The sequence below is a fragment of the Lentzea jiangxiensis genome (genome assembly GCF_900104175.1).
Classification (GTDB): domain Bacteria; phylum Actinomycetota; class Actinomycetes; order Mycobacteriales; family Pseudonocardiaceae; genus Lentzea; species Lentzea jiangxiensis.
Genome location: NZ_FNIX01000004.1, coordinates 446625 through 472592 on the forward strand (window position 1 = coordinate 446625; position 25968 = coordinate 472592).

Sequence of the window (25968 nt, forward strand, 5' to 3'; positions counted from 1 at the left end):
CGGGCGGTCCCGCACGAGGTCGAAGCCGATCGTCGCCTCCCCCCGGCCTGGGGCGGACTCTAGTGTTGAAGCGTGACGACGCACCCTTCTCCCGCCATTCCGGACCAGCTCTTCGAGGATCCCGCCGCCGAGGCCCGGTGGCGCGAACGGTTCACCGCTCCCCGGATGAGCCTGCCCGGCTGGGCCGACGACGCACCGGACCGCACCCTCTACGTCTCCAACGCGAGCGGCGTGTGGGAGATCTACGCCTGGGACCGCGCGACCGACGAGCACCGCAAGGTCACCGACCGCCCGAACGGCACGTCGCACGCCACGCTGAACCCGGACGGCACCGAGATCTGGTGGTTCGACGACCACGACGGCGACGAGTTCGGCGTGTGGGTGCGCGAGCCTTTCGAGGCGGACGGCAGCAAGGCCGAGCCCGCGGTCGCCGGTGTCACGCCCGGCTACCCGGCGGGATTGGAGATCGGCCGCACGGTGACGGCCGTGGCCGCGTCGACCGATGACGGCACCACGGTGTGGCTGTCGCGCGACGGCCGGAGCGAGGTGCTCTACCAGCACGTCAACGACGCCGGTGTCAGCGCGCTGGCCAAGGACGAGTCGCTCGTCGTGATCGCGCACTCCGAGCACGGCGACAACCGGCACATGGCGTTGCGCGCCCTGAACGCCGAGACCGGTGAGGCGGTCGCCGAGAAGTGGGACGGCAAGGGCAAGGGCCTCGACGCCATCTCGTTCAGCCCGGTGCGCGGCGACCAGCGGCTGCTGGTGCTGCACGAGCGCCGCGGCCGCGAGGAGCTGCTGATCTGGGACGTCGCCGCTGACACCGAGCGCGAGATCGTCCTCGACCTGCCGGGCGAGGTCGCCGCCGACTGGTACCCGGACGCCTCCGCGCTGCTGATCGTCCACACGCACCACGCCCGCAACACCGTGCACCGCTACGACCTCACGACCGGTGAGCTGTCCGCTCTGGACACCGCACCCGGCGTGATCGGCTCCGCCGGGGTGCGCCCGGACGGCACGGTCGAGTACTCGTGGTCGTCCGCCGAGAAGTCCACGGTCATCCGCGCGCTCGCCACGGACGGCACCGAGCGCGTGCTCGTCGAGCCGGCCGGCGCCAAGCCCGCGACGTCCGCGCCGCTGGAGGACGTCTTCGTCGGCGACGTGCACGCCCTGGTGTCGAAGCCGGAGGGCGAGGGCCCGTTCCCGACGGTCTTCCTGGTCCACGGCGGTCCGCACTCCTCCGACGAGGACCGCTTCTCCGCGTACCGCGCGGTGTGGCTCGACGCCGGTTTCGCCACCGTGCACGTGAACTACCGCGGTTCGAGCGGCTACGGCTCGAAGTGGCGCGACGCCATCGAGGGCCGGCCCGGCATCACCGAGCTCGAGGACATCGCCGCCGTGCACGACTGGGCGGTCGAGTCCGGGCTCACCGACCCGGCGCGGTCGGTGCTGAACGGCGCCTCGTGGGGTGGCTACCTGACCCTGCTCGGCGTCGGCACGCAGCCGGAGCGCTGGGCCGTCGGCATCGCGGGCGTTCCCGTCGCCGACTACCTCGCCGCCTACGAGGACGAGATGGAGCCCCTGCGGGCGTTCGACCGGGCGCTGTTCGGCGGCTCCCCGGAGGAGCTTCCCGAGCTCTACCGGGAGTGCTCGCCGCTCACGTACGTCGACCGGGTCACCGCGCCGGTGCTGATCCTCGCGGGCGAGAACGACCCGCGCTGCCCGATCCGGCAGATCGACAACTACCTCGACGCGCTCGCGGCCCGCGGGCACACCTACGAGATGTACCGCTACGACGCGGGCCACGGCTCGCTGGTCGTCGCCGAGACCATGCGGCAGACGGCGGCCGAGGTGGACTTCGCGCGCAGGCACCTCGCGAAGTAACGCCGGACACGACGAAGGCCCGCTCCACCGCGGAGCGGGCCTTCCGTTCGCCGCGGGTCAGGCCGACTGGGCCTGCCACATCCAGTGCGCCTGCTCCAGCCCCTGCGTGATGCCGATCAGCAGGTCCTGGCTGACGAGGTCGTGCTTGTCGGACTCCTCGATGCGCGTGCGCATGCGGGCGATCAACGACCCCAGTGAAGCCGTGATCGACGAGACGACCTGCTCCTCCTTCAGCCAGCCGGTCTCGATCTCCTGCACGCCGGACGACGCGGCGATGGTCTTCGCCGTGCCGTTCGGCGTGACACCGAGAGCGGCCGCTCGTTCGGCGACCTGGTCGGCGGCGTTGCGCGCGAGGACGACCAGTTCGTCGAGCTGCAGGTGGACGCTGCGGAAGTTCTTGCCGATCACGTTCCAGTGGGCCTGCTTCCCGATCAGGGAGAGGTCGACGAGGTCGACCAGCGTCGCCTGCAGGATGGCGCCGACAGCGTCGCGGTCAGCGTCAGCGAGAGGGCTGGTGATCGGGTTCTTGGCCATGGTGGAACGAGCCTCCTCAGACGGTGACGGTGAGCGCCACCTCGATGTTGCCGCGCGTCGCGTTGGAGTACGGGCAGACCTGGTGGGCCTGCTCGACGAGCTTCTCCGCGACCGCCTGGTCGAGTCCGGGGATCTTCACGGCCAGTTCGACGGCCAACTGGAAGCCGCCCGTGCCGTTGGATCCGATACCCACCTTGGCGGTTACCTCGGAAGACGCAACTTGAACCTTCCCGGCACGCGCGACGGCTGCGATGGCGGAGTTGAAGCACGCCGAGTACCCGGCTGCGAAGAGCTGCTCGGGGTTGGTCGCGTCGCCGCCGGGGCCGCCCATCTCCTTCGGGACCGACAGCACCTCGTCGATCACACCGTCGGAGGAACGCACCTCGCCGTTGCGGCCTTCGCCGTAAGCAGTCGCCTCAGCCGTGTACAGCGCTTCCATTCCGCTCTCCCTCGAGTCAGTGGGTGGTGCCCTTCACCCGGGAGAACGCATCGTGCGCGACCTAAATGCCCGATCGTGTCTCAGTTCACGTCCGGGCGGGGCGCCTGGCGCAGCGCGAACTCGGCGACCTGACGGCCGATGACCCGCAGGTTGCGGTCCACGTCGACGTCCGAGCAGGAGCCGTCGCCGTCGAACTTGACCTGCGCGGAGTTGATCGCGGAGCCGAGCGGAGTCGGCCAGCCGCGCAGCGCGTGCACGATCGAGCGCACCGCCGCGAGGGTGTTCACCGCGGCCTGCCAGCCGTGCGCGGCGGTGATGGTGCCGACCGCGCGGCCGTCGAGGTACGGGCGCTCGTCGTCGCGCAGGTCCTCGATGTAGTCCAGCGCGTTCTTGACCAGGCCGGACACGGTGCCGTGGTAGCCGGGCGACACGACGATCACGCCGTCGCAGCGGCGCAGGTCCGCGACCATTCTCGTCGCGATGTCGGTGCGGTCCGGCACCGACGGGTCGTAGAACGGGAGCACCAGGTCGGGACCGCTGTACTGGATCGTCTCCGCACCGAGTTCGCGAGCACCCTCCAGGGCCACCCGCAGCGCCCGTTCGGACTGCGAGTCGGACCTGATCGAGCCTCCGATGCCCACCACCGTCACCGTCATGACGACGATCCTTGCACCTCCAGATACCTGGAGATCCAGCACTACTCATGAGTAACCTGCACCACATGTCGAACTTCCAGGCGGCCGCGCTGGCCCGTGCTCTCCGCTTCGCGTTCGGTCTCCCCGGTCCCGTGCGCCGGCTCATCGCCGGGACCCCGATCCGCCTGGACGGCCAGGACCTGCACCCCGAGGCGCAGCTGCTGCTGAGGTTGCAGCAGCTGTCCGGGACGGGGTGGCGCACGAGGACGGCATCCGAGAGCCGACTGGACCTGGAGCTGAGCTCGAAGCTCGTGGCCGGTCCGAAGATCACCGGTGTGGGTGCGCGCGAGCTCACGATCGGGGAGTTCGCCGGCCGCCTCTACACGCCGGACGGCCTCGCCGCCGGCTCGCCGTTGCTGATCTTCTACCACGGTGGTGGCTGGGTGACCGGCAGCTTGGAAAGCCACGACAACCTGTGCCGGTTCCTCGCGGCGCAGGCCGGTGTCCGGGTGCTCGCGGCCGACTACCGGCTCGCCCCGGAGGCGCCGTTCCCCGCCGCGGCGGACGACGCCGCCGAGGTGCTGCGCTACGCCGTCGCGAAGGCCGGGGACCTGGGCGTCGACGCGAAGCGGATCGCGCTCGGCGGGGACAGCGCGGGCGGCAACCTGGCCGCGGTGACCGCGCACGGCGCCGAGGTCGACATCGCGTTCCTGCTGCTCCTCTACCCCGGCGTGGACGCCTCGGTGCGCCGCCGCTCGCGCGAGATCTTCGGCAACGGCTTCTTCCTCACCGACGAGAAGGTGGACTGGTTCCTCGACCAGTACGCGCCCGGCGGCGAGGACCGCCACGACCCCCGCTTGTCGATCATGCTGGCCGAGGACCTGTCGAAGATGCCGCCCACCTACATCGCGACCGCGGGCTACGACCCGTTGCGCGACGAGGGCGAGGCCTTCGCGGAACGGCTGGCGGCGGAGGGCGTGCCGGTCGTGCTGCGGCGGCACGAGGGCCTCTTCCACGGCTTCGCGAACGTGCTCGGCGTCGGCGGGATCTTCCGCGAGGCCGTGTCCGAGGCCGTGGGCGCGCTGCGGACCGGCTTCGCGCTGGCCAACTCCGCTCAGGACGTGACCGAGGCCGCCTGACGCCGGCGGGAGAACGCCCAGCCGAGGCCCGCCACCACCAGCCCGGCCAGCCCGGCGACGACGAAGCCGAGCGGGGGTCCGCCGTGGTCCACGGCGATCCCCGCGAGCGGCTGGCCGGCGGCGACGCCGAACGTGAACGCCGATCCCTGCAGGCCGAGCGCGAGACCGCGGGCGGAGGCGGGCGCGTGCCGGCTGATCAGCTCGGTCGACGCGGTGATCGTCGGCGCGCACACGAGGTTCATCGGGATGAGCGCGATCGCGAGCAACGCCACGCTGCCGTCGCCCAGGCCGACCGGGATCTCCAGCAACGCCATGCAGGCCAGCAGCACCACCCCGCCCGGCACCCGTCTGAGGCTGCCGTAGACGAGGCCGCCGACGGCCGACGCCGCGCACATCACGACGAAGACGAGCGCGAGCCAGCTCTGCCTGCCCGCCTGCTCCAGCGACGCGATCGAGGCGATCTCCATGCCGGACAACGTCATGGTGGCGCCGAACGGGATGATCAGCGCCGCGATCACCGGCCCGCGCAGCCACTCCCGCACGCGCGGCTGCGGACCGGAGACGTCCTCGTCCTCGTGCACCAGCACGGGGTTCACGACGAACAGCACGATGCTCGCCGCCAGGATCGCCACGCCGATCGAGACCAGGGCCGTGCCGGTCGAGAACTCCGTCGCGAGCAGCACGCCCGCCGCAGGGCCCACCATGAACGACAGCTCGACCGAGATCGAGTCCAGCGAGAACGCCGGTCGCCGGTGCGGCTCGGGGATGAGCGCCGTCAGCGCCTGGCGGCCGATCGACATCATCGGCACCGCCACCAGCCCGTTGGCGAACGCCAGCACGAGCAGCACGTAGTAGTCCATCAACGGCGCCGTGACCCAGAACAGGCCTTCGAGCAGGCTGAGCGCCAGCACGAACCTCAAACCCTTGCTGTCGACCAGCTTGCCCATGAGCGGCGACCCGAGGCCGAGGCCGATCATGGTCGCGAAGCCGACCGCGCCGGCGGCCGCGTACCCCTTGTCGAGCGTGGTGACGACGTGCAGCGTCACCGTGACCCCCGCTGCCGTGGGAGGGATCCGGGCGAAGAGCATCAGCAGCATCAGGGGCCGGACCCCCGGCAGGGACAGGACGGTCCGGAACGGCGCAAGATTCACGGAGCCATCGTCACCTGACCGGCAACGGATTTACCCGCTGCCGCTGCCGCGCGAGCAGCCAGGCGACAGCCGCCACGAGCAGCCCGATCACGCCGGCGATCGCGAACCCCGCCGGAGCGCCGCCCCGGTCGATCGCGACGCCCGCGACGGGCGCCCCGATCGCGTTGCCCATGGTGAACGCCGACCCCTGCAACCCGATCGCGAGGCCACGGGCCGTGGGCGGCGCGAGCCTGCTGATGTGCTCACCGGACGCCGCGATCAACGGCGCGCACATGAGGTTCATCGGCACGAGGAGCAGGCACAGCAGCAGCACGTTGCCGTCACCCAGACCGACCGGGATCTCCAGCGCGGCCATGAGCACGAGCAGCACCAGCACGCTGGGCACCCGCTTGACCCCGCCGTAGACCAGCCCGCCCACGATCGACGCCGCGCACATCGCGAAGAACACGGCCCCGAGCCAGCTCTGCTTGCCGATGTGCTCCAAGGACGCGATCGCGGAAACCTCCATGCCCGCGAGGCACACGGTCGCGCCGACGCACACGACGAGCACGCCGAAGATCCGGCCGCGCAGCCACTCGCGGAGCTTCGGCTTGGGCCCGTCGACGACCTCGTCCCCGTGGAGCATCGGCGGGTTCGCCCAGTACAGCAGCACTCCGGCGACGAGGATCGAGACGCCGATGAAGAGCAGCGCGACGTTCGTGGAGAACTTCGTCGCGACGACCACGCCGAGCGCCGGCCCGCCCATGAAGGACAGCTCGACGGAGATCGAGTCGACCGACAACGCCACCCGGCGCCGGTCCTGCGGCACCAGCGCGGTGATCACCTGGCGGCCGATCGACATCATCGGCACGCCGAGCAGCCCCACCAGGAACGACGTCGCGAGCAACGTCCAGTAGCCCATCAGCGGCGCGGTCAGCCAGAACGCCGCGGACGCGGTGACGCCGACCGCGAGCATCGGCCGCAGGCCGCGCTCGTCGATCAGCTTGCCCATCAGCGGGGCACCGAGCCCCATGCCGACCGTGCCCGCCGCCCCGACCAGGCCCGCCGCGCCGTAGCCCCGGTCCAGCGTGACCGCGACGTGCAGCGTCAGGATCACGCCGGTCGCCGCCGGAGGCATCCTCGCGAAGAACATGAGCAGCGCGAACGGACGCACTCCCGGCAGCATCAGGACGTGTTTGAAGGGGGCGAGGTCCACACCCGTCATCCTCGCCTGGACGGCAAAAGGTTTTCTTTGCTAACGATGTGATGGTCGCCTCAGCCGTAGAGGTCCTCCAGCGCCCGGTAGGCCTTGACGACGAACGGCCGTGCGGCGGCATAGCGCTCGACGAGCCCTTCGTCCGGGACGATCGTCTGGATCGGCTCCACGAGGTCGACGGTCAGAGACTCGATCTCCCCCAACGCCCGCCACGCGAGCAGCGCCGCGCCCACCGCCGAACCGCCCGTGTCCTCGGTGAGGTGCAACGGCATGCCGAGCGTGTTCGCCAGGGTCTGGGCCCAGATCGGGGCGCGGAACGCACCGCCGGTGATCCGCAACGACTCCACGTGCGGCACGGCCTCCAGCACCAGCGCCAGCTGCTGACACACACCCTCGACCAACGCCTTGGTGATCTGCTGAGGGGTGTGTTCGCGCCGGAGGCCGAGCAACGCGGCGTGCGCAGTCGGATCCCACCACGGCGCACGCTCACCCAGGAGGTAGGGAAGTGCGACGAGCCCGTCCGAGTCGGCGTCGGCGGACTGGGCGAGGAGCTCACCGACCGGGACGCCGAACATCTCCGCCGCCCACTGCGCGACCACGCCACCGTTGCTGATCGCGCCGCCACGCACCCAGAGGCCCTCGCCGATCGCGTAGCTGAACGTGCGGCCCTCGGCGTCGACGCCCGGCCCCAGCTGGGCCACGCGGAGCGCGCCGGACGTTCCGAGCGACACCGCACCGGCTCCGGGGGTCGCCGCTCCGACCCCGAGGTTGCCCAGCGGCCCGTCGCCACCGCCGATGACCACCGGGATGCCGGGTCGCAGCCCGGGGATGTCGGCCCTCAGCGGCGTCGAGTGCGTGGGTTCGACCAGCGGCGGGAGCTGGTCCGCCGTGACGCCCGCGAACTCGAGCGACGGCTCGTGCCACTGCAGCGTGGTGATGTTCATCAGGCCCGTGCCGGAGCCGCACGAGTACTCGTTGAGCAGCTCACCGGTCAGGTGCAGGTGCACGAAGTCCTTGATCTCGCACCACTTCGCGGCGCGGATGCCGTTCTCGTGGAACCAGGCGAGCTTCATCAGCGGCGTGAACGAGTGGATCGGAGTGCCGGTCGCCTGGTGCAGCGCGCGGCCCTCCTCGGTGCCGCGCAGGCGTTCGGTCTGCTCGACGGCGCGGTTGTCGGCCCAGCTCAACGCGTCGGTGACCGGGCGCAGACCGGCGTCCAGGCCCATGATCGAGTGCATGGCCCCGGTCAGCGAGATCGCCCGGACGTCGTCGGAGGCGAGCTCGCGCAGCGCGTCGACCGCGGCGGCGAGCACCTGGTGCGGGTCGTGCGTGGCCTCGAGGCCGCTGGTGCGCATCGGGTAGGCGCGTTCGGTCGAGGCGACGACGCGGGCCTGCGCGTCCACCGCGACGACCTTGGTGGCCGTGGTGCCGAGGTCGACGGCGAGAACGATCACCGGGCACCTCGCACCGCGGTGAAGACGGCGAAGCTCGGGGACTTCCGCAGCGGGCCCCAGAACTCCTCGCCGCGCTCGTCGTCCGGCGTCACGACCGGCTGCCGCGTCACGTCCGTGAGCCCCGCACGGGTCAGCGCCGCGTCGAACACGCCGCGCTCCCAGTAGAAGGAGTCGAAGTCGAACGGCGGGTCGCCCAGCACGTGCACCTCGACCGGCTGCTTCACGTTCATCGGCCCGGTGCGGGTGATCTCGTAGCCGTAGCGGCCGTACTGGCCCAGCAGGTCCCAGTCGGCGTCCGGGTTCGGCACGAGCACGACGAGCCGGCCGCCCTGCGCGAGGTTCGCCTTGAGGTTGGCGAGCATGGCGTCGAGCGCGGCCTCGTCGTCCGCGTAGCCGAGCAGCCACACGGCCGTCACGACGTCGAACTCGCCGAGCACCGGCAGTTCCGTCGCGTCGTGCTGCTCGTAGGTGATGCCGCGGGGTTCGCGTCCCTCGACGTACCGGGCGTAGCCGATCATCTCGCCGGCCGAGTCGACGCCCACGACCCGCGTCGCGCCGAGGTCGTGGAAGAGCCGCGCGTAGAACCCGGTGCCGCAGGCCACGTCCAGCACCGACCTGCCGAGCAGGTCGCCGACCGCCGACAGCAGCGTCGCGCGCTCGGCCAGTCCGGTCGGGATGTGCTTGGCACGTTCGTAGATCGCGCCCAGGGCGTCGTACTGCTCGTCGCTCTCCGCCATGGGGCTCAGCCTAGGAGAGAAGAGGCCCCTGCCGTTCCACGGCAGGGGCCTCGACTTCACGATCTTCAGAGCCGCTTCGCGAGCTCCTCCGCGACCTCGTAGGTGTTCAGCGCGGCACCCTTGCGCAGGTTGTCGCCGCACACGAAGAAGTCCAGCGTGTTCGGGAAGTCCAGCGCCTGGCGCACGCGGCCCACGTACGTCGGGTCGCCGCCCACCACGTCGGCGGGCGTCGGGAACTTCCCCGCCGCCGGGTCGTCGATGAGGACGATGGTCGGCTGCTCTTCGAAGATCTTGTGCGCCGCCTCGACGGTGACCTCGCGCGCGAAGGTCGCGTGGACCGACAGCGAGTGCGTGGTGACGACCGGGACGCGCACGCACGTCGCCGAGACCTTCAGATCCGGGATGCCGAGGATCTTGCGGGCCTCGTTGCGGACCTTGAGCTCCTCCGACGACCAGCCGGCGTCCTTGAGCGACCCCGCCCACGGCACCACGTTCAGCACCAGCGGGGCCGGGAACGGCGAGTCGTCGGCTGACAGACCGGCGGCGGCGAGCACCTGCGCCACGTCACCCGCGGCGACGCCCGCCTCCTTGCCCGCGAGGGCGGCGATCTCGGCGTACAGGCGGTCGATGCCGGACTGCCCCGCGCCGGACGCCGCCTGGTAGGAGGCGACGACCAGTTCCTTGAGCTCGAACTCGCGGTGCAGGGCACCGAGCGACGCCATCATCGACAGCGTCGTGCAGTTCGGGTTCGCGATGATGCCGCGCGGGCGGTTGTCGATCTGGTCCGCGTTGACCTCGGGCACGACCAGCGGCACGTCGGCGTCCATGCGGAACGCGCCGGAGTTGTCGATCGCGATCGCGCCGCGCTCGGCCGCGATCGGAGCCCACTGGGCGGAGACCTCGTCCGGCACGTCGAACATCGCGATGTCGACGCCGTCGAACGCCTCGGGCGACAGGGCGACGACCGTCAGGTCCTGGCCCCGCACGTTGATCTTCTTGCCCGCCGACCGCGGGGAGGCGATCAGCCGGACCTCGCCCCACGGGAAGTCGGAGCGGGTGTTCATGATGTCGATCATCACGGTGCCGACGGCACCGGTCGCGCCGACCAGCGCGAGCACGGGGGCGGTCATCGTCCGGTCCCCGCGTGGACGACGGCCTCTTCGTCGCTGCCCAGGTCGAACGCGTCGTGCAGGGCACGGACGGCGTCGTCGAGCTGGGTGTCGCGGCAGATGACCGAGATGCGGATCTCCGAGGTGGAGATGATGTCGATGTTGACGCCGGCCGTGGCCAGCGCTTCGCAGAACGTCGCCGTGACGCCGGGGTGCGAGCGCATGCCCGCGCCGATCAGCGACACCTTGCCGACGTGCTCGTCGTAGAGGACCTGGTCGAAGCCGATCTCACCGCGGGCCTTCTCCAGGGCCGCCACGGCGCGCGGGCCGTCGTCCTTGGACAGCGTGAACGTGATGTCCGTGCGGCCGGACGCCGCCTGCGACACGTTCTGCACGACCATGTCGATGTCGAGCTCCGCCTGCGCCACGACGCGGAAGATCTTGGCCGCGATGCCGGGGTGGTCGGGAACTGCCGTCACGGTGATTTTGGCCTCGGACCGGTCGTGCGCGACGCCGGTGATCATCGCCTGTTCCACGGGAAGGTCCTCCACTGAACCGGACACGATGGTTCCGGTCTTGTTGCTGAACGAAGAGCGGACGTGCACGGGGACGTTGTAGCGCCGGGCGTACTCCACGCAGCGGAGCATCAGCACCTTGGCGCCGCAGGCGGCCATCTCGAGCATTTCCTCGTACGTGATCGTGTCGAGCTTCTTCGCGTTCGGCACGATGCGCGGGTCGGCGGTGTAGACGCCGTCCACGTCGGTGTAGATCTCGCACACGTCGGCCTTGGTCGCCGCCGCGAGCGCCACCGCGGTGGTGTCGCTGCCGCCGCGGCCGAGCGTGGTGATCTCCTTCGAGTCCTGGGAGACGCCCTGGAAGCCCGCGACGATCGCGATGGCCCCCTCGCCCGTGGCGTCCTGGATCCGGCTCGGCGTCACGTCGATGATCCGCGCTTTGCCGTGCACCGAAGTCGTGATCACGCCGGCCTGCGAGCCCGTGTAGGAGCGCGCCTCGGCGCCGAGCGAGTTGATCGCCATCGCGAGCAGCGACATGGAGATCCGCTCACCGGAGGTGAGGAGCATGTCGAGCTCACGAGCGGGCGGCACCGGAGAGACCTGGCGGGCGAGGTCGAGCAGCTCATCGGTCGTGTCACCCATGGCGGACACGACGACCACGACGTCGTTCCCCGCCTTCTTGGTCGCGACGATGCGCTCGGCCACGCGTTTGATCCGCTCGGCACTCTCCACCGATGAACCGCCGTACTTCTGGACGACGAGCGCCACCGACCTGACCTCCTTCGCGCGACCAAAACCCCACGTCGTAGGCAGCCTACCCGGACCACCTGGTGAGACTCTGGAGCCGTGATGCGCGTGACTACTCTGTCCGCGTGTCGTCGAGCGCCGATGTCGTGGAGGCCCCAGCAGCCGTGCAGGAGAGCAGTGCGCGCTCACGGATGGCCGAGGCGCTCAGACACCCGGCCGCGCTCTGGACCGCTCCCGCGGTCCTCTACCTGGCCGTGCGCCAGGTGGGCCTGTTCGTCCTGCAGCTCGTCGTCGAGTACCAGAACGGGATCACCGGCAAGGCCGACACCGCGGCCGACAACCTGAAGTCGTGGGACGGCGACTGGTTCCTCGGCATCGCCTCGGGCGGCTACAACGGCGTGCCGTCACCGCCGTTCGACGCCTTCGGCCGGCGCACCGCCGAGACGCCGCTCGCGTTCTTCCCCGGCTACCCCGCGCTGATCAGGTGGGTCGACGGCCTGCCGGGCGCGGACGTGGCCGGCGCGGCGTTCGCGGTGAGCCTGATCAGCGGGCTCTTCTGCGCCTACGGCCTGTTCGTGCTCGGCCGCGTGGTGCGCGACGGCTCGACGAGGGCCGGTCTGGTCTTCGTGACGCTCTTCGCCGCGTCCCCGATGGCGGTCGTGCTGTCGATGACCTACTCCGAGGCGACGTTCTGCGCGTTCGCCGCCTGGGCCCTGGTCGGCGTCGTGCGGAAGCGCTGGGTCCTCGCCGGCGTCTGCTGCGCGGCGGCGGGCCTGGTCCGCCCGACCGCGGCGGCCCTGATCGCCGCCGTCGGCCTGGCCGCCCTGGTCGCGGTGATCGCCGACCGCCGGGACTGGCGGGCCTGGGTGGGTGGTGCGATCGCCCCGCTCGGCCTGCTCGGCTACCTGGGCTGGGTCGCCGTCCGGACGGGTGACCTGATGGGCTGGTTCGGCGTGCAGCAGCGGGGCTGGGGCTCGAAGTTCGACGGCGGCGCCGCCACGTGGGACTTCGCCCTCGGCCACCTCGCGAACCCGCGCTCGGTCCTCGAGACCGGCACCGTCTGGCTCCTGGCCCTGGCGGTCGTGCTGGTCTTCTACGCCTTCCAGCGCCGCCTCGAATGGCCCCTGGTCGTCTACGCGATCGGCGTCCTGGTGATGGACCTCGGCTCGAACGGCCTGATGAACTCGAAGGCCCGCCTGCTGCTGCCCGCGTTCACCCTGCTGCTCCCCCTGGCCCTGGTCCTGGCCCGCCGCCGCACCTCGACGGTGCTGACCGTGCTCGGCATGGCGACGCTGCTCAGCGCTTGGTTCGGCGCCTACTCCCTCGCCGTTTGGCAGTATGCGATCTGATGAACGAGCTGATCTCGAAGCGCTGGAGCCCCCGAGCCTTCGACGCCGAGGCCGCGGTCTCCGACGACGAACTGCGCACGGTGCTCGAAGCGGCCCGCTGGGCCCCGTCGCACGGCAACAGCCAGCCGTCCCGCTTCATCGTGGGCCACCGCGGCACGGAGACGTTCGACGCGATCTTCGAGACCCTCACCCGCGGCAACAAGACGTGGGCCCACCGCGCCTCGGTGCTGCTCATCGGCTGCGTGATCACCCAGGACGCGCGCGGCGACATCCCGAACGTCGAGTTCGGCCTGGGTCTCGCCATGGAGAACATGGCCCTGCAGGCCACTGACCTGGGCCTGGTCGCGCACATGATGGGCGGCTTCGACAAGCAGGCCGCCCACATCGCGTTCGCCATGCCCGGCGACGTCCGCCCGCTTGTGGCCATGGCCCTGGGCCGTCAGGGCGACCTCTCGGTCCTCCCGGACGACCTCCAGGCCCGCGAACAGCGCGAACGCCAGCGCCACCCGCTGTCCGAGACGGTCTTCACCGGCACCTGGGGCCAGTCACGGTTCGGTTGAGAAGTACTGGGCCGCCACCTCGTTGTGCAGCGGGAACGCCAGCGGCTCGCACTCGAAGATGACCCGGCGCTCGGAAGCCTCCTCGTTCGGCACGAACGGCGGCATGTCCTCGGCGTTGATGGCGGGCGCGGTGGCGAACATCAGCACCGTCGCCCCGTCCGGCGTCGACGTGAAGTGCAACGGCCGCAGGTCCTCCGGCGGAATCCGCACGCCGGCCTCTTCCTCGAGCTCCCGCACGGCGCTCTGCTGCCAGGTCTCCCCGCGATCCATGAACCCGCTGACGAACGCCAGCTGCCCCACCGGCGGAATGGCTCGACGCACGGTGAGCAAGCCGGTGCGGGGCCCGTCCTTCACAGGCACGAGCAGCACCACGACGGGCGAGGGGTTCGCCCAGACCACGTGCCCGCAGGCAAGGCACTTCCGCGGGTAGCCGGACGTGTCCGCGTACCCGGTACCGCAGCTGTTGCAGAAGTCGTCTCGCGCCATACCGCCGAACCTAGTTCAGGCGCCTCACGACTTTGAGGACGATCGCTCGAACGGCCAGCCAGAAGACCGCGGCGAGCCCGAAGTTGACGATCACCCGCAGCTTCACGTCTTCAGGGCTGAACAGGTCCCTGAACGCCAGCGCCACGGGCTCGGCCACCGCCTTCACGGAGGTGGTGATGGGGTTTCCGGGGTTGGCCCCGCCGACGGTGAGCACGACGTGGACGACGAGCACGACCGCCAGCGCGAGGCCGACCCAACTGACGATCCCGGCGGCGATACCGACCACGCGTGTCCGCATACCACCGAAATCTACTACCCAGTAGCTCAGTAGCGCGAAACCGCACGCGCCAGCAAACCGGTCACGACCAGCCAGAACACGGCGGCCAGACCGTAGTTGAGGAAGACGTCGAGGTTGTAGTTCCCGGTGGCGAAGAGGCCGGGGAAGAACAACGCGAGAGGCTCGGCGAGGGACTGGACGAACTTGAAGAACGCGTTGGCCTGGTTGGCACCCAACACGATCATCAGGATGTAGAGCACCTCAATGAGTGCGAAGAGCGCGCCGATGCCGCTGATCACGCGGGAAGCCGTGCCGCGGCCACTGGTCGTACGTAATCTGGACATACATGAACTTTTCCCGGGTACCCGGCTCGCAAAACGTGCAAGTTGACCTGCTTATGAACCCGTTACCAGTGCGAAGGTCAAGCGGGGGCGGAGCCGAGCCAACCTGCTTCTCGGCCGCTCAGTGCACAGGCGTGCCTCAGGGGAAGCACGCAAGGCGACCAAGCTGACGCAGGTGTCCCCCCACCTTCGGGACCCCTCGCGAAACAACCTGCTCAGCACCCCCGACACCCACGGATGTCCCACGATCCGGTCGTCGAGTTCCACCCAGCCCCGACATGTGGCTACTCTGTCCCCCGTGTGGCGTTCCCTCCTGCTTCGCTGCCGTGACGGGGTCTGATCAGACCGGCCCCCCGTCGCGGGCTTCAGCGTTGCCGCCGGTCGTTCCCCGTTGACGACCCGCAGGAGCACCGAAGATGACCTCCAACGAGGCATTCACCACGACCAACGCCTATGACTCGGCTGACGCGTACAGCGCGGGCACCAGTCGCATCCGCAAGCCGAGCCGCCCCGCCCCGGAGGCCCAGCAGTCCTGGAACCGCCAGCTGGGCAGCAGCATGCCGTTCCACCGCTACCGCCCGTTCCACGAGCTGGTCGAGGTCGTCGACGTACCGGACCGCACGTGGCCTGCGAAGCGGATCGAGAAGGCCCCGCTGTGGTGCGCGGTGGACCTGCGTGACGGCAACCAGGCCCTGATCGACCCGATGTCGCCGGCGCGCAAGCGGAAGATGTTCGACCTGCTGGTCCGGATGGGCTTCAAGGAGATCGAGGTCGGCTTCCCGGCCGCGTCCCAGACCGACTTCGACTTCGTCCGCGAGATCATCGAGGACGGCGCCATCCCGGACGACGTCACGATCCAGGTGCTGACGCAGTGCCGCGAGGAGCTCATCGCCCGCACGTTCGAGTCGCTTCGCGGCGCGAGCAAGGCGATCGTCCACTTCTACAACTCGACCTCGATCCTGCAGCGCCGCGTCGTGTTCCGCTCCGACCGGGACGGCATCAAGAAGATCGCGACGGACGCGGCGAGGTTCGCCAAGGAGCAGGAGAAGGACTACCCCGAGACCGACTTCCGCTACGAGTACAGCCCCGAGTCCTACACCGGCACCGAGCTGTCCTACGCGGTCGAGGTCTGCAACGCGGTCCAGGCGGTCATCCAGCCGACGCCCGAGAAGCCGCTGATCGTCAACCTGCCGGCGACGGTCGAGATGGCGACGCCGAACGTCTACGCCGACTCGATCGAGTGGATGTCGCGCAACCTGGACAACCGCGAGGCCATCATCCTCAGCCTGCACCCGCACAACGACCGCGGCACGGGTGTCGCGGCGGCGGAGCTGGGCTACCTGGCCGGTGCGGACCGCATCGAGGGCTGCCTGTTCGGCAACGGCGAGCGCACCGGCAACGTCTGCCTGGTGACGCTGGCGATGAACATGTTCAGCCAGGGCATCGACCCGCAGATCGACTTCTCCGACATCGACGAGGTCCGCCGCACGGTCGAGTACTGCAACCAGCTGCCGGTGCCCGAGCGGCACCCGTACGGCGGTGACCTGGTCTTCACCGCGTTCTCCGGCTCGCACCAGGACGCGATCAAGAAGGGCTTCGAGGCCCTGGAGTCCGACGCCAAGGACGCGGGCCAGCACGTCGACGACTTCCCGTGGGAGGTCCCGTACCTGCCGATCGACCCGAAGGACGTCGGCCGCAACTACGAGGCCGTCATCCGGGTCAACTCGCAGTCCGGCAAGGGCGGCGTGGCGTACCTGATGAAGCAGGAGCACCACCTGGACCTGCCGCGGCGCCTGCAGATCGAGTTCTCGAAGGTGATCCAGGAGGTCACCGACACGCAGGGCGGCGAGATCGGCCCGAAGGAGATGTGGGACGCCTTCGCGGAGGAGTACCTGCACGGCCGGGTGCCGATGTACCTGCTCAAGCACAAGGCGTCGTCGGACGGCAGCGGCCACGAGGAGATCATCGCGACGCTGCTGGTCGACGGCGAGCAGCAGGAGATCACGGGCTCGGGCAACGGCCCGATCGCCGCGTTCGTCGACGCGCTCGCGTCCATCGGCTACGACGTGCGGGTGCTGGACTACGCCGAGCACGCGCTGTCCGCCGGTGACGACGCCCGCGCGGCCGCCTACCTCGAGTGCGCGGTGGGCGACCGGGTGCTGTGGGGCGTGGGCATCGACTCCTCCACGGTCGCCGCGTCGTTCCGCGCGATCGTGAGCGCGGTCAACCGGGCGAACCGCTAGGACACGAGCGACGGGGAGGACGCGTGCGGCACCAGCTGCCGCGGCGTGCCCTCCCCGTTCGCCGGCACGGCCCAGATGCCCTCACCCGGCAGGCCGTAGGCGATGGTGTCGTCGTCGAGCCACACGACCTGGTCGTCGATCCCCCGCGTCTCAGCCAGGGGTGTCTCCGCCATCGTGGTCAGGTCCAGCACGTGCTGCCGCCACGGCCGCGCGCCGTCGCCGGGCACGCGCTTCTTGAACGCCAGGCGCTTGCCGTCCGGTGAGAGCGACGGGCACTCGGCGTTCTCCCGCAACGGTGTCGCCGAGATGTCGACCGCGTCGCCGTCGACCAGGTAGGTCTTGCCGCCGGTGGACAGCGTCGCGTAGTAGGAGCGGTCGTCCCCGGTGAACGTCACGCCCCAGAAGTTCATGTCCTCCGCCCGCTTCATGCCGGCGATCCGCGTGCCCTCCAGGTTGCTCTGGTACAGCGACGTTTCCCGGTCGTAGATGCCCGTCCGGGTGGAGAACGCACCGGTCTGCGCGTACGAGTCGCCGGTGACGAACGTCGTCCAGGACGCCATGCGGCCGTCCGGGGAGAGCTTCGCGCGGTTCGGCACGCCCGCGACGTCGATGCGGTGCGTCTCCTCGAGCGACTGGCCGACGAAGATCGCGACGGACCCCGGGAACGGGCCGGAGCGGTCCGCGAGGCACAGACCCTGCCGTGCCGCGGTGTAGAACCGCTTGCAGGACAACGAACTCACCCGGCGCGGACCGCCGGGGTCGGACATCGGCACCGACGCCACCCTGCCGCTCGCCCCGTCCACGAACAGCAGTCGCCCAGCCGACAGCTCGACCGGACCGGGCTCGACCGCGACCGCGACCTCCTCCGGCGCGCGCAGGGCGTAGGCGGTGGCACCCACTCCCAGCACGATCACGGCGGCAACGACGAAGAGAACCCTCACCACGCGAACCACGTCCACAACGCACCGAAGAGAACAGAGGAACTGGCCCGCGCGAGCACCTGACCGGTCTGGAGCAGGGCCAGACCGGACGTGCGCAGCTCGTCGGGGACCAGGGGGCCGGCGACGGCCATCAGCACACCGTCCGTGCAGGCGTAGAACAGGCCGTGCAGCACCAGAACACCTGCCAGCAGGGCGATCCCGGACGCACCCGCGAACAGCAGGTACGCCCCGAGCAACGCGAGGTGGCCGACGAGGAACATCCGCCACCGGCCGACCCGGTCGGCCAGCGCGCCCATCGGCACGGCGGCGAGCAGGTACACGCCGGCCGTGCCGAGCGGCAGCAACGCGATGTAGGCGACGTCGACGTCGAGCTTCTTCTGCAGCAACAGGTAGAGGAACCCGTCGCCGAGCGTCAGGAACCCGAGCCCGCAGGCGACCAGGCAGACCCGCCGGAACGGCTTGGCCCGCAGCAGACCGAACGCGCTCTTCAGCGACACCGCGACGCCTGGCAGCACGTCGCGGTGATCGCGCACGAAGAGCACCAGGACGAGAACACCCAGTGCGGCGAAGCAGAAGCTCACCACGAACACCACGTCGTACCGGGCAGGCAGCGTCCACAGGAGGCAGAACGCCACGAGTGGACCGAGGAACGCGCCCACGGTGTCCAGGGCGCGGTGGACGCCGAAGGCCCGGCCGAGCGCCGAGGGCTCGCTGCTCAACGTGATCAGCGCGTCCCTCGGCGCGGTGCGCAGGCCCTTGCCGGTCCGGTCCCCGGCCAGTACCAGCCCCATCGCCGTGGCCGAGGTGCCGGCGGCGAGCAGACCGAGCTTGCCCGCGGCGGAGATCCCGTAGCCGAGTCCCGCCACGAGCTTGCGCCGTTGCCAGCGGTCGGCCGCGTGACCTCCGACGACGCGGACCAAGGCCGTCACACCGGTGTAGATGCCGTCGAGCACACCGAACTGCAGCGGCGAGAACCCCAGCCCCAGCACGAGGTAGAGCGGCAGGATCGCGGTCACCATCTCGGAGGAGACGTCCGTGAGCAGTGAGACCGCGCCCAGGGCGAGCACGTTCGCCGCGATCCTGCCGGTGCCACCCGCGGCAGGGGCTCGTCGAGCGGTTGCGATGTACACGACGGCCTCCGGCTGACAGCCAAGGATGGTCAACGACAGTTGTGGGGACCGGCCTTGTCGCGCACCGTTCCGGCCGTGTCGATGACCTCCCACGAGTAGGAGCGGCCGGAGATGGTGAGCTTCATGACGCCGTGGCTGTCGGAGAAGTACTTCTCCACGCCGACTCGCGGGGTGCGCTCGTTGTAGAGGTAGTCACCGCCGATGCCGACGACCGCCGACCGCATGCCGTTGGTCTGGTCGACCGCGCCGCTCTTGTTCAACGGGGCCAGCCGCTCGTAGTGGTGGTTGTGGCCACCGAGCACCAGGTCCGCCTTGACGTCCGCGAACGCGTTCCAGTACGGCGCGATCTTCGCGTTGTCGCCGTACTTGCCGGAGGTGAACCGCGGGTGGTGCATGTAGCCGACGACGCAGGGCTTGGTGTTGGCGGCCAGGTCCGCCTTGAGCCAGTTGAGCTGCGTCGAGTCCGAGCCGTTGTTGTCCATCGGGTCGGAGTCGACCGAGACGAAGTGGAACTCGCCCGCTTCCCAGCTGTAGTACGGCTTGCCGTTGGGGTAGGCCTGAGCACCGAAGTACGCCTTGTACCCGTTGAGGTTGTCGTACCACTCGTGGTTGCCGGGCGACGGGTGGGTGATGCTCTTGTACTTGCCCCACGACTTGTCGTAGTGGTTGCGGAACTCCGTCAGCGTCCCGTTGTCGTACTGGTTGTCGCCGACCGTCAGGATGTGGTTCGGCTTGATCTGGTCGATCAGCCTCGCCGTCTCGTGGTGCTCGGAGTTCGTCAGCGACGCGATGTCGCCGGCGACGACGATCGTGGTGGTGTCGCCGGGCCCGGCGGGCAGGGTCGTCACCTGCACCGCGTTGCTCACCGCGGAGAGGTTGCCCGCCGCGTCACGGGCGCGGACGGTGTAGGTGAACGCCGTCCCGGAAGCGAGACCCGAGTCGGTGAACGTCGTCCCGGTGGGCGTGCCGACGACGCTGCCGTTGCGCAGCACCTCGTAGCCGGTCACGCCGACGTTGTCGGTCGAGGCCGTCCACCGCAGACCGGCCGTGCTCGACGTGGTGCCGGTGCTCGCGAGCCCCGACGGCGCCGTCGGGGCCGTGGTGTCCCCGTTCGCGGTGCTGCCCCAGACCTCGAGCTCCCACAGCGAGTAGCCGTAGGACGTGCCGCGCTTGGTGCCGTAGATCCGCACGTAGCGGCCGCTCGTCGAGACGGCGACGTCGTCGATGCCGCCGTTCTGACCGGTCAGGGTCTTCTTGGTGCTCCACGACGAGCCGTCGCCCGACGTCTGGATCTTGTACTCGGACGCGTGCGCGGTCTCCCAGTGGAGCTTGACCCGCGAGATCGTGGCGTTGCCGCCGAGGTCGACGGCGATCCACTGCGGGTCGACGCCCTCGAGGCTCGCCCAGCGGGTGGTGGAGCTCCCGTCGACGGCGTTGGCGCCACCGAAGGTCGCGGCCTCGACGGACGAGACGGTGGTGGGTTTGTTCGCCGACAGCAGGGAGTCAGCCGCGTTGGCCGTGCCGGACGCCGCGATCTGCGGCACCACGAGCGCCAGCAGGGCTATCGCGACACCAGTCCTGGTGTGCTTTCTGATCACTTCGTTCCTCCTGGGCACGGGCGGCGGCTCGAAGGATTGGTTAACAAGCTTTCCAATTGAGTTCGGACGCTAACGGCGGCCGAACGAGCAGGTCAACGACGGAGGTCCACCCCGGTCACCGGCCGACGGCAGCGCGAGGTGGAGGACCTGGATCACACCTGGCAGGCGGCACGACAGGAGGCGTGGACGCGTTCGGGACCGCGGGTGCGGTCGTGCCCTTTCGGACAGCGACCGGAGCCGTTCGGCAGAGCCGGGGGGTGCCACCTGTGGACGCGCTGAAGAAACGGCCTGGTCGGGATTGTTCATCTGGCTCACGTACGTTCACCGGTCATGAGCACCACAGCCGCCAGCCTCGTCGTGCTGTTCCTGGTCGCCGTGGTGCCCCTGGCGCCCACGGAGGCGGTGCTCATCGGCGCCGGCGTCCTCGCCGCCTCCGGTGAGGTCCCGCTGTACCTCGTGGTGCTCGTCGCCGCGGCCGGGTGCCTGGTCGCGGACATGATCAACTTCACCGTCGGCCGCCGCACGGGCATGCGCGCCCTCGACAAGGTGAACCGGAACGCCAAGGCGCGGGCGATGGTCGTGTGGACGGCCGGCCAGCTCGGCTCCAAGGGCGAGACGATCCTCGTCGCGGCGAGGTTCCTGCCCGCGGGCGGCATCGTCGGGGCGCTGCTCGCCGGAGCGCTCAGGTGGCCGTTGCGCCGGTTCCTGCCCGTCGCGGCGATCGGCTCGGCGCTGTGGAGCGCCTACCCCGCGACCGTGGGCTACATCGGCGGTCAGATCGTCGACGAGGCGTGGCTCGCGATGCTGTTGTCGTTCGGCGTGGCCACGCTCCTCTCCATCCCCGTCGGCATGGCGATCCGTGCGCGCAGCGCCAACCGCACCCTCTCGTACGCCGAGGCGTCGTCGTAGAGCACCGCGAACCGGTCCGCGGCCGTCAGCAGGGCGTCCACCTCGAACGCCATCTGGGCGTCGCCGCAGAGCCGTTCCAGCAGTGAGAACCAGCGCAGGGTGAACAACATCAGCGCGTTCCGCACGCGCCCCGGCCTGGCGGCGAACTCCGACCGGGTCACGACGAAGAAGCAGCCCCCGGGGAACACGCGGCGCTTCGAGTAGTCGAGCCAGCGCTCGCTCAGGTCGAGCAGCGAGCCCCCGGCCACGACGACCTCGCGCGCGAAGATCTCCGCCGCCGTGTGGACCGTCGAGAGCTGCAGCTCCTCCTTGGCGCCGAAGTGCGAGAACACCCCGCTCTTGCTCATGCCGAGCTCGATCGCGAGCCGTCCGATCGTGACGCCCTCCAGGCCGTCGACGGAGGCGATCTCGGCCGCTCTCAGCAGGATCGAGCCACGACTGTCCATCCACCGAGGACAGCGGAGGTCCCTGGAGAAACGAACGGGGCCACCTCGAAGTGAGGTGGCCCCGTTCGGACGGGCGGGTGCTACGGGTTGAGCGCCTCGGTGACGGACGCCGGACCCACGAGCGGCACGTCGGGCGACAGGCCGTCGTCCTCCTCCACCAGGACCGGCTTCACCTCGTGCGGCTGGATCTCGCCGGAGCGGATCTGCTCGGCCCAGTGGCACGCCACCTTGTGACCGGGCTTGAGCTCGCGCAGCGCCGGCCGTTCGGTGTCGCACTTCGTGGCCTGCCGCCACGGGCACCGGGTGTGGAACCGGCAGCCGGTCGGCGGGTTCGCGGGCGACGGGAGGTCACCCGCGAGCAGGATCCGCTCGCGCCGGTCCTCGACCTGCGGGTCGGGCACCGGGATCGCCGACAGCAGCGCCCGCGTGTACGGGTGCAGCGGCTCGTCGTAGAGGTCCTCGGAGGTGGCCTCCTCGACCAGCCCGCCGAGGTACATCACGCCGACCCGGTCGGAGATGTGCTTCACGACCGCGAGGTCGTGCGCGATCACCAGGTAGGTCAGGCCGAACTTCTCCTGGAGCTCCTCCAGCAGGTTCACGACCTGCGCCTGCACCGACACGTCGAGCGCGGACACCGGCTCGTCCGCGACGATCAGGTCCGGGTTGAGCGCCAGGGCGCGGGCGATGCCGATGCGCTGCCGCTGACCGCCCGAGAACTCGTGCGGGTACTTGCGCAGCGCGGTGGACGGCAGGCCGACGGCGGCCAGCAGCTCGCGCAGCCGCTTCGCCGTGGACTCCTTGCCCTCGTCCAGGTCGTGCGCCCGCAGGCCCTCGACCAGGATGGACTCGACGGACTGGCGCGGGTCGAGCGACGACAGCGGGTCCTGGAACACCATCTGGATCCGGCGCCGCATCTTGCGCAGCTCCTCGCCCTTCAGGGTCGAGAAGTCCTGCCCGTCGAAGATCATCTTGCCGTCGGTCGGCTCGTTGAGCCGCAGCATCGCCCGCCCGAGGGTGGACTTGCCGCAGCCGGACTCGCCGACCAGCCCGTACGTCTCGCCACGCTTGATCTCGAGGTCGACGCCGTCGACCGCGTAGACGTGACCGACGGTGCGGTCGAAGAACACGCCCCGCTTGATCGGGAAGTGCACCTTCATGTCCTGGACGGAAACCAGGGTCTCGCTCATGCCTGCACCTCCTCGGCAGCGGGAGTTCCCGGCACCACCGGGTTGTGGCAGCGCAGCAGGCGGCCCAGCTTGTTGACCTCCGCGGGCGTCTCCGCACGGCAGACGTCCAGCGCGTTCGGGCACCTCGGGGCGAACGCGCAGGCGCTCGTCCACGGGATGTTGTCCGCGACGGAACCGCGGATGGGCGTGAGCTTCTCGCCGCGCGGGGCGTCGAGACGCGGGATGGACGCGAGCAGGCCGTGCGTGTACGGGTGGCGCGGCTCGGCGAAGAGCTTGTGCCGCATGGCCTTCTCGACCACCTTGCCGCCGTACAGCACGTTGACCTCGTCGCACAGGCCCGCGACGACACCCAGGTCGTGGGTGATCATCACGAGCGCGGTGCCGAGGTCCTGCACCAGTTCCTTCATGAGCGAGAGGATCTGGGCCTGGATGGTCACGTCCAGCGCCGTCGTCGGCTCGTCCGCGATCAGCAGCTTCGGCCGGCACGCCAGCGCGATCGCGATGAGCGCGCGCTGCCGCATGCCGCCGGAGAGCTGGTGCGGGTACTCCTTGAGCCGCCGGTCCGGGTCCGGGATGCCGACCTTGTCGAGCAGCTCCTTCGCCTCGATCATGGCCTCCTTGCGGGGCATGCCGCGGTGCCGTTCCAGCACCTCGGTGACCTGCAGGCCGATCGGGACGACGGGGTTGAGCGACGACAGCGGGTCCTGGAAGACCATGCCGAGGTCGCGGCCGCGACGGTCGCGCATCTCCCTGTCGGACAGCTTCAGCAGGTCCGTGCCGTCGTAGGTGACGGTGCCGCTGATCTTGGTGGCGCGCTTGGGCAGCAGACCCATGATCGCGAGCGACGTCACCGACTTGCCACAGCCCGACTCGCCGACGAGGCCGACCGTCTGGCCGGGCTCGACGTCGAAGCTGACGCCGTCGACGGCGTGGAACGGCTCCTCGCCCTTGCGCTGGAACACGACGGTGAGGTCACGTACTTCGAGCAGTGCCACGACGACTCACCGCCTGTTCTTCGGGTCGAGGGCTTCGCGCAGCGTCTCGCCCATGAGGGTGAAACCGAGCGCGACGATGATGATGCAGATCGCGGGCCACGCGGCGAGGTGCGGGTGCGTGTCGAAGACGTTCTGCACGTCACCGAGCATCTGCCCCCACTCCGGCAGCCGGTCGTCCGGGTTGCCGAGACCGAGGAACGACAGCGCGGCCGCCTCGATGATCGCGGTGGCCAGCACGAGCGTCGACTGCACGATCACCGGGCTGAGCGAGTTCGGCAGCATGTGCCGGAACACGATCGCGCCCTTCTTCACGCCCAGGGCGGTCGCCGCCAGCACGTGGTCGCTGTGCCGTTGCGCGAGCATCGAGCCTCTGAGCAACCGCGCGAACACCGGGATCTGCACGATCGCGACCGCCAGGATCACGGTGAACTGGCTGGGCCGCGCGAACATCGCCGCGATCGAGAACGCGAGCAGCAGCGACGGCAGCGAGAGCATGACGTCGACGACGCGCATGACGATCGAGTCGACCCACCCGCCGAGCGCGCCCGCGAGCGTGCCGAGGATCAGGCCACCGGTCAGACCGATGATCGTCGCGCCGACACCCACGATCAGCGTCTGCTGCGAGCCGACGAGCAGGCGCGAGAAGAAGTCGCGGCCCTGCAGGTCACCACCGAGCAGGTGGCCCGGCTGGGGCGGCGGGATCTCGTTGCGCGCCTTCACGACCTGGTCGATCAGCATCGGCACGGACGGGTCCTGCGGCGCGAGCCACGGCGACAGCAGCGACAGCACGATGAAGATGCCGATGATCACCGCGCCGGTGAGGAACACCGGGCTGCGGCGGAGCCTCTTCCACGCGCTCGCCGCGAGCGAGACGCCCGCGGACTCGGCGAGGCCGTCGATCTTTTCCTTCTTGGAAACTCCGAGTGCCACCGGGCTCACCTCGTCCTGATGCGCGGGTCGATGAGCGCGTACGAGAGGTCGACCAGCAGGTTCACGACGACGTAGACGATCGTGGCCATGATGATCAACAGCAGCAGCACCGGGTAGTCACGCCGTTCGAACCCGATGGCGAGCGCCTGGCCGACACCGGCGAAGGAGAACACCTTCTCGGTGAGCACCGCGCCGGACAGCAGCGCACCGGTCTGCAGGCCGATCGTCGTGACGACCGGCAGCATCGCGTTGCGCAGCACGTGCCGGCGGCGGATCACCGGTGCGGTGAGGCCCTTGGACTCGGCGGTGCGCACGAAGTCCTCGTCGAGCACGTCCAGCACCGCGGCGCGGGTGATCCGGAAGATCACCGCGAACGGGATGGTGGCGAGCGCGATCGCCGGCAGGATCAGGTGTTCCAGCGCGTTGATCGTCGCGTCGATCTCGCCGGTGATGAGGCCGTCGAGGGTGAAGAACCCGGTGACGCGCGTGGCGTCGATGGCGTCCTGGCGACCCTGCGAGGGCAGGCCGAGCGCCGATGACGCCACGTCCTTGAGCAGGTAGGCCAGGAAGAACACCGGCACCGCGACACCGATCAGCGAACCGATGACGCTGAGGTTGTCGAACCAGCCGCCGCGGCGCTTCGCGGCGAGGTACCCGAGCGGGACGCCGACCGCGATCGCGATCAGGATCGCGAAGAAGCTGAGCTCGATCGTCGCGGGGAACCGCTGGAGGAAGATGTCGAGCGCCGAGTCACCGGGTTGGACACCGGTGGAGACGCCGAAGTCACCGGTCGCCGCGCGACCGAGGAACTTGAAGTACTGGACGAAGATCGGCTGATCGAGGCCGAGCTGCTTGGTGAGGGCTTCGCGCGACTCCGGCGTAGCGCGTTCTCCCAGGAGGGCCGAAACCGGCCCTCCTGGGAGAAGTCGCAACCACGCGAAGAGCAACATCGAGAGCACCAGCACCACGCCGATCAGCTGGACCAGCCGTCGAATGGTGTAGCGGAGCACTTTGAGCTACCCCGTTGTTCTCTTGTG

Annotated in this window: 25 protein-coding genes and 1 pseudogene; 6 read left to right on the forward strand and 20 right to left on the reverse strand. The window is 69.9% G+C overall.

The genetic code is table 11. The features are described from left to right. Window positions 1–72 precede the first annotated feature (72 nt). Window positions 73–1884: a S9 family peptidase gene (locus BLQ91_RS16155; RefSeq protein ID WP_245733463.1), complete on the forward strand. Its 1812-nt coding sequence runs from the start codon at window positions 73–75 to the stop codon at window positions 1882–1884. A 57-nt stretch (window positions 1885–1941) separates the two neighbouring features. Here BLQ91_RS16155 and BLQ91_RS16160 read toward each other — a convergent pair whose 3' ends face one another. The 3 genes from BLQ91_RS16160 to BLQ91_RS16170 form a co-directional block, all read right to left on the reverse strand. Further along, a complete protein-coding gene (locus tag BLQ91_RS16160) occupies window positions 1942–2418 on the reverse strand; it encodes a Dps family protein (RefSeq protein ID WP_090097629.1) in 477 nt (158 codons plus the stop codon). Window positions 2419–2434: 16 nt separating this feature from the next. Further along, a complete protein-coding gene (locus BLQ91_RS16165; protein ID WP_090097630.1) occupies window positions 2435–2857 on the reverse strand; it encodes an organic hydroperoxide resistance protein in 423 nt (140 codons plus the stop codon). A gap of 80 nt (window positions 2858–2937) precedes the next feature. Continuing rightward, window positions 2938–3513, reverse strand: coding sequence for an NADPH-dependent FMN reductase (locus tag BLQ91_RS16170; RefSeq protein WP_090097631.1), 576 nt, complete (start codon window positions 3511–3513; stop codon window positions 2938–2940). Between the two features lie 65 nt (window positions 3514–3578). On the opposite strand from BLQ91_RS16170, the gene BLQ91_RS16175 reads away from it, so the two are divergent. Continuing rightward, window positions 3579–4631 carry an alpha/beta hydrolase gene (locus BLQ91_RS16175; protein ID WP_090097632.1) on the forward strand — a complete coding sequence of 351 codons (1053 nt, stop codon included), beginning with the start codon at window positions 3579–3581 and terminating at the stop codon, window positions 4629–4631. Here the strand turns inward: BLQ91_RS16175 and BLQ91_RS16180 are convergent. From BLQ91_RS16180 to BLQ91_RS16205, 6 genes are all read right to left on the reverse strand, one after another. Then, entirely contained in the window at window positions 4607–5782 is a 1176-nt protein-coding gene (locus BLQ91_RS16180) for an MFS transporter (RefSeq protein ID WP_090097633.1), read from the reverse strand. The genes BLQ91_RS16175 and BLQ91_RS16180 overlap by 25 nt on opposite strands. A gap of 10 nt (window positions 5783–5792) precedes the next feature. Next, on the reverse strand, window positions 5793–6977 hold the full coding sequence (locus tag BLQ91_RS16185; RefSeq protein WP_176959771.1) for an MFS transporter: 1185 nt from the start codon (window positions 6975–6977) through the stop codon (window positions 5793–5795). A gap of 59 nt (window positions 6978–7036) precedes the next feature. Next, on the reverse strand, window positions 7037–8431 hold the full coding sequence (locus BLQ91_RS16190; RefSeq protein ID WP_090097635.1) for a gluconokinase: 1395 nt from the start codon (window positions 8429–8431) through the stop codon (window positions 7037–7039). Then, window positions 8428–9168, reverse strand: coding sequence for a class I SAM-dependent methyltransferase (locus BLQ91_RS16195; RefSeq protein ID WP_090097636.1), 741 nt, complete (start codon window positions 9166–9168; stop codon window positions 8428–8430). The genes BLQ91_RS16190 and BLQ91_RS16195 overlap by 4 nt, the downstream gene beginning before the upstream one ends. Window positions 9169–9233: 65 nt before the next feature. Then, on the reverse strand, window positions 9234–10298 hold the full coding sequence (locus tag BLQ91_RS16200; RefSeq protein WP_090097637.1) for an aspartate-semialdehyde dehydrogenase: 1065 nt from the start codon (window positions 10296–10298) through the stop codon (window positions 9234–9236). After that, complete coding sequence (locus tag BLQ91_RS16205) at window positions 10295–11560, reverse strand: aspartate kinase (protein ID WP_090097638.1); 1266 nt, start codon at window positions 11558–11560, stop codon at window positions 10295–10297. Before BLQ91_RS16205 ends, BLQ91_RS16200 begins: the two co-directional genes overlap by 4 nt. A gap of 104 nt (window positions 11561–11664) precedes the next feature. Here BLQ91_RS16205 and BLQ91_RS16210 point away from each other — a divergent pair, with 104 nt between their 5' ends. After that, window positions 11665–12888 (forward strand): hypothetical protein, encoded by a 1224-nt coding sequence (locus BLQ91_RS16210; RefSeq protein ID WP_245733465.1) that lies wholly within the window; start codon window positions 11665–11667, stop codon window positions 12886–12888. Continuing rightward, on the forward strand, window positions 12888–13448 hold the full coding sequence (locus BLQ91_RS16215) for a nitroreductase family protein (protein WP_090097640.1): 561 nt from the start codon (window positions 12888–12890) through the stop codon (window positions 13446–13448). The genes BLQ91_RS16210 and BLQ91_RS16215 overlap by 1 nt, the downstream gene beginning before the upstream one ends. On the opposite strand, the gene BLQ91_RS16220 is transcribed toward BLQ91_RS16215, so the two are convergent. From BLQ91_RS16220 to BLQ91_RS16230, 3 genes are read right to left on the reverse strand one after another with little or no spacing between them, the layout of a single operon-like run. Further along, complete coding sequence (locus BLQ91_RS16220; protein ID WP_090097641.1) at window positions 13434–13934, reverse strand: NUDIX domain-containing protein; 501 nt, start codon at window positions 13932–13934, stop codon at window positions 13434–13436. The two genes, BLQ91_RS16215 and BLQ91_RS16220, sit on opposite strands and share 15 nt — an antisense overlap. A 10-nt stretch (window positions 13935–13944) precedes the next feature. Beyond that, window positions 13945–14232: a hypothetical protein gene (locus BLQ91_RS16225; protein ID WP_090097642.1), complete on the reverse strand. Its 288-nt coding sequence runs from the start codon at window positions 14230–14232 to the stop codon at window positions 13945–13947. A 26-nt stretch (window positions 14233–14258) separates the two neighbouring features. After that, window positions 14259–14555, reverse strand: a complete 297-nt coding sequence (locus BLQ91_RS16230; protein WP_090097643.1) for a hypothetical protein — start codon at window positions 14553–14555, stop codon at window positions 14259–14261. A 413-nt stretch (window positions 14556–14968) separates the two neighbouring features. Between BLQ91_RS16230 and leuA the strand changes: the two genes are divergently transcribed. After that, window positions 14969–16795, forward strand: a complete 1827-nt coding sequence (gene leuA, locus BLQ91_RS16235; RefSeq protein WP_090097644.1) for a 2-isopropylmalate synthase — start codon at window positions 14969–14971, stop codon at window positions 16793–16795. Here the strand turns inward: leuA and BLQ91_RS16240 are convergent. The 3 genes from BLQ91_RS16240 to BLQ91_RS16250 are packed head-to-tail and all read right to left on the reverse strand — an operon-like array spanning window position 16792 to window position 20464. Further along, entirely contained in the window at window positions 16792–17739 is a 948-nt protein-coding gene (locus BLQ91_RS16240) for a TolB-like translocation protein (RefSeq protein WP_218130282.1), read from the reverse strand. The genes leuA and BLQ91_RS16240 overlap by 4 nt on opposite strands. After that, window positions 17733–18866, reverse strand: a complete 1134-nt coding sequence (locus BLQ91_RS16245) for an MFS transporter (protein WP_090097645.1) — start codon at window positions 18864–18866, stop codon at window positions 17733–17735. The genes BLQ91_RS16240 and BLQ91_RS16245 overlap by 7 nt, the downstream gene beginning before the upstream one ends. A 29-nt stretch (window positions 18867–18895) precedes the next feature. Continuing rightward, window positions 18896–20464, reverse strand: coding sequence for a discoidin domain-containing protein (locus BLQ91_RS16250; RefSeq protein WP_245733472.1), 1569 nt, complete (start codon window positions 20462–20464; stop codon window positions 18896–18898). Window positions 20465–20794: 330 nt separating this feature from the next. Between BLQ91_RS16250 and BLQ91_RS16255 the strand changes: the two are divergent. Further along, a pseudogene (locus tag BLQ91_RS16255) lies at window positions 20795–21217 on the forward strand (DedA family protein); the annotation flags it as partial. A 20-nt stretch (window positions 21218–21237) separates the two neighbouring features. Here the strand turns inward: BLQ91_RS16255 and BLQ91_RS16260 are convergent. From BLQ91_RS16260 to BLQ91_RS16280, 5 genes are all read right to left on the reverse strand, one after another. After that, window positions 21238–21819, reverse strand: coding sequence for a TetR/AcrR family transcriptional regulator (locus tag BLQ91_RS16260; protein WP_090097646.1), 582 nt, complete (start codon window positions 21817–21819; stop codon window positions 21238–21240). An 80-nt stretch (window positions 21820–21899) separates the two neighbouring features. Beyond that, on the reverse strand, window positions 21900–23006 hold the full coding sequence (locus BLQ91_RS16265) for an ABC transporter ATP-binding protein (RefSeq protein ID WP_090097647.1): 1107 nt from the start codon (window positions 23004–23006) through the stop codon (window positions 21900–21902). Further along, window positions 23003–24001 carry an ABC transporter ATP-binding protein gene (locus BLQ91_RS16270; protein ID WP_090097648.1) on the reverse strand — a complete coding sequence of 333 codons (999 nt, stop codon included), beginning with the start codon at window positions 23999–24001 and terminating at the stop codon, window positions 23003–23005. The genes BLQ91_RS16265 and BLQ91_RS16270 overlap by 4 nt, the downstream gene beginning before the upstream one ends. 6 nt (window positions 24002–24007) lie before the next feature. Then, on the reverse strand, window positions 24008–24931 hold the full coding sequence (locus BLQ91_RS16275; protein ID WP_176959772.1) for an ABC transporter permease: 924 nt from the start codon (window positions 24929–24931) through the stop codon (window positions 24008–24010). Between the two features lie 5 nt (window positions 24932–24936). Further along, window positions 24937–25941 carry an ABC transporter permease gene (locus tag BLQ91_RS16280; RefSeq protein WP_090097650.1) on the reverse strand — a complete coding sequence of 335 codons (1005 nt, stop codon included), beginning with the start codon at window positions 25939–25941 and terminating at the stop codon, window positions 24937–24939. Between the last annotated feature and the right edge of the window lie 27 nt (window positions 25942–25968).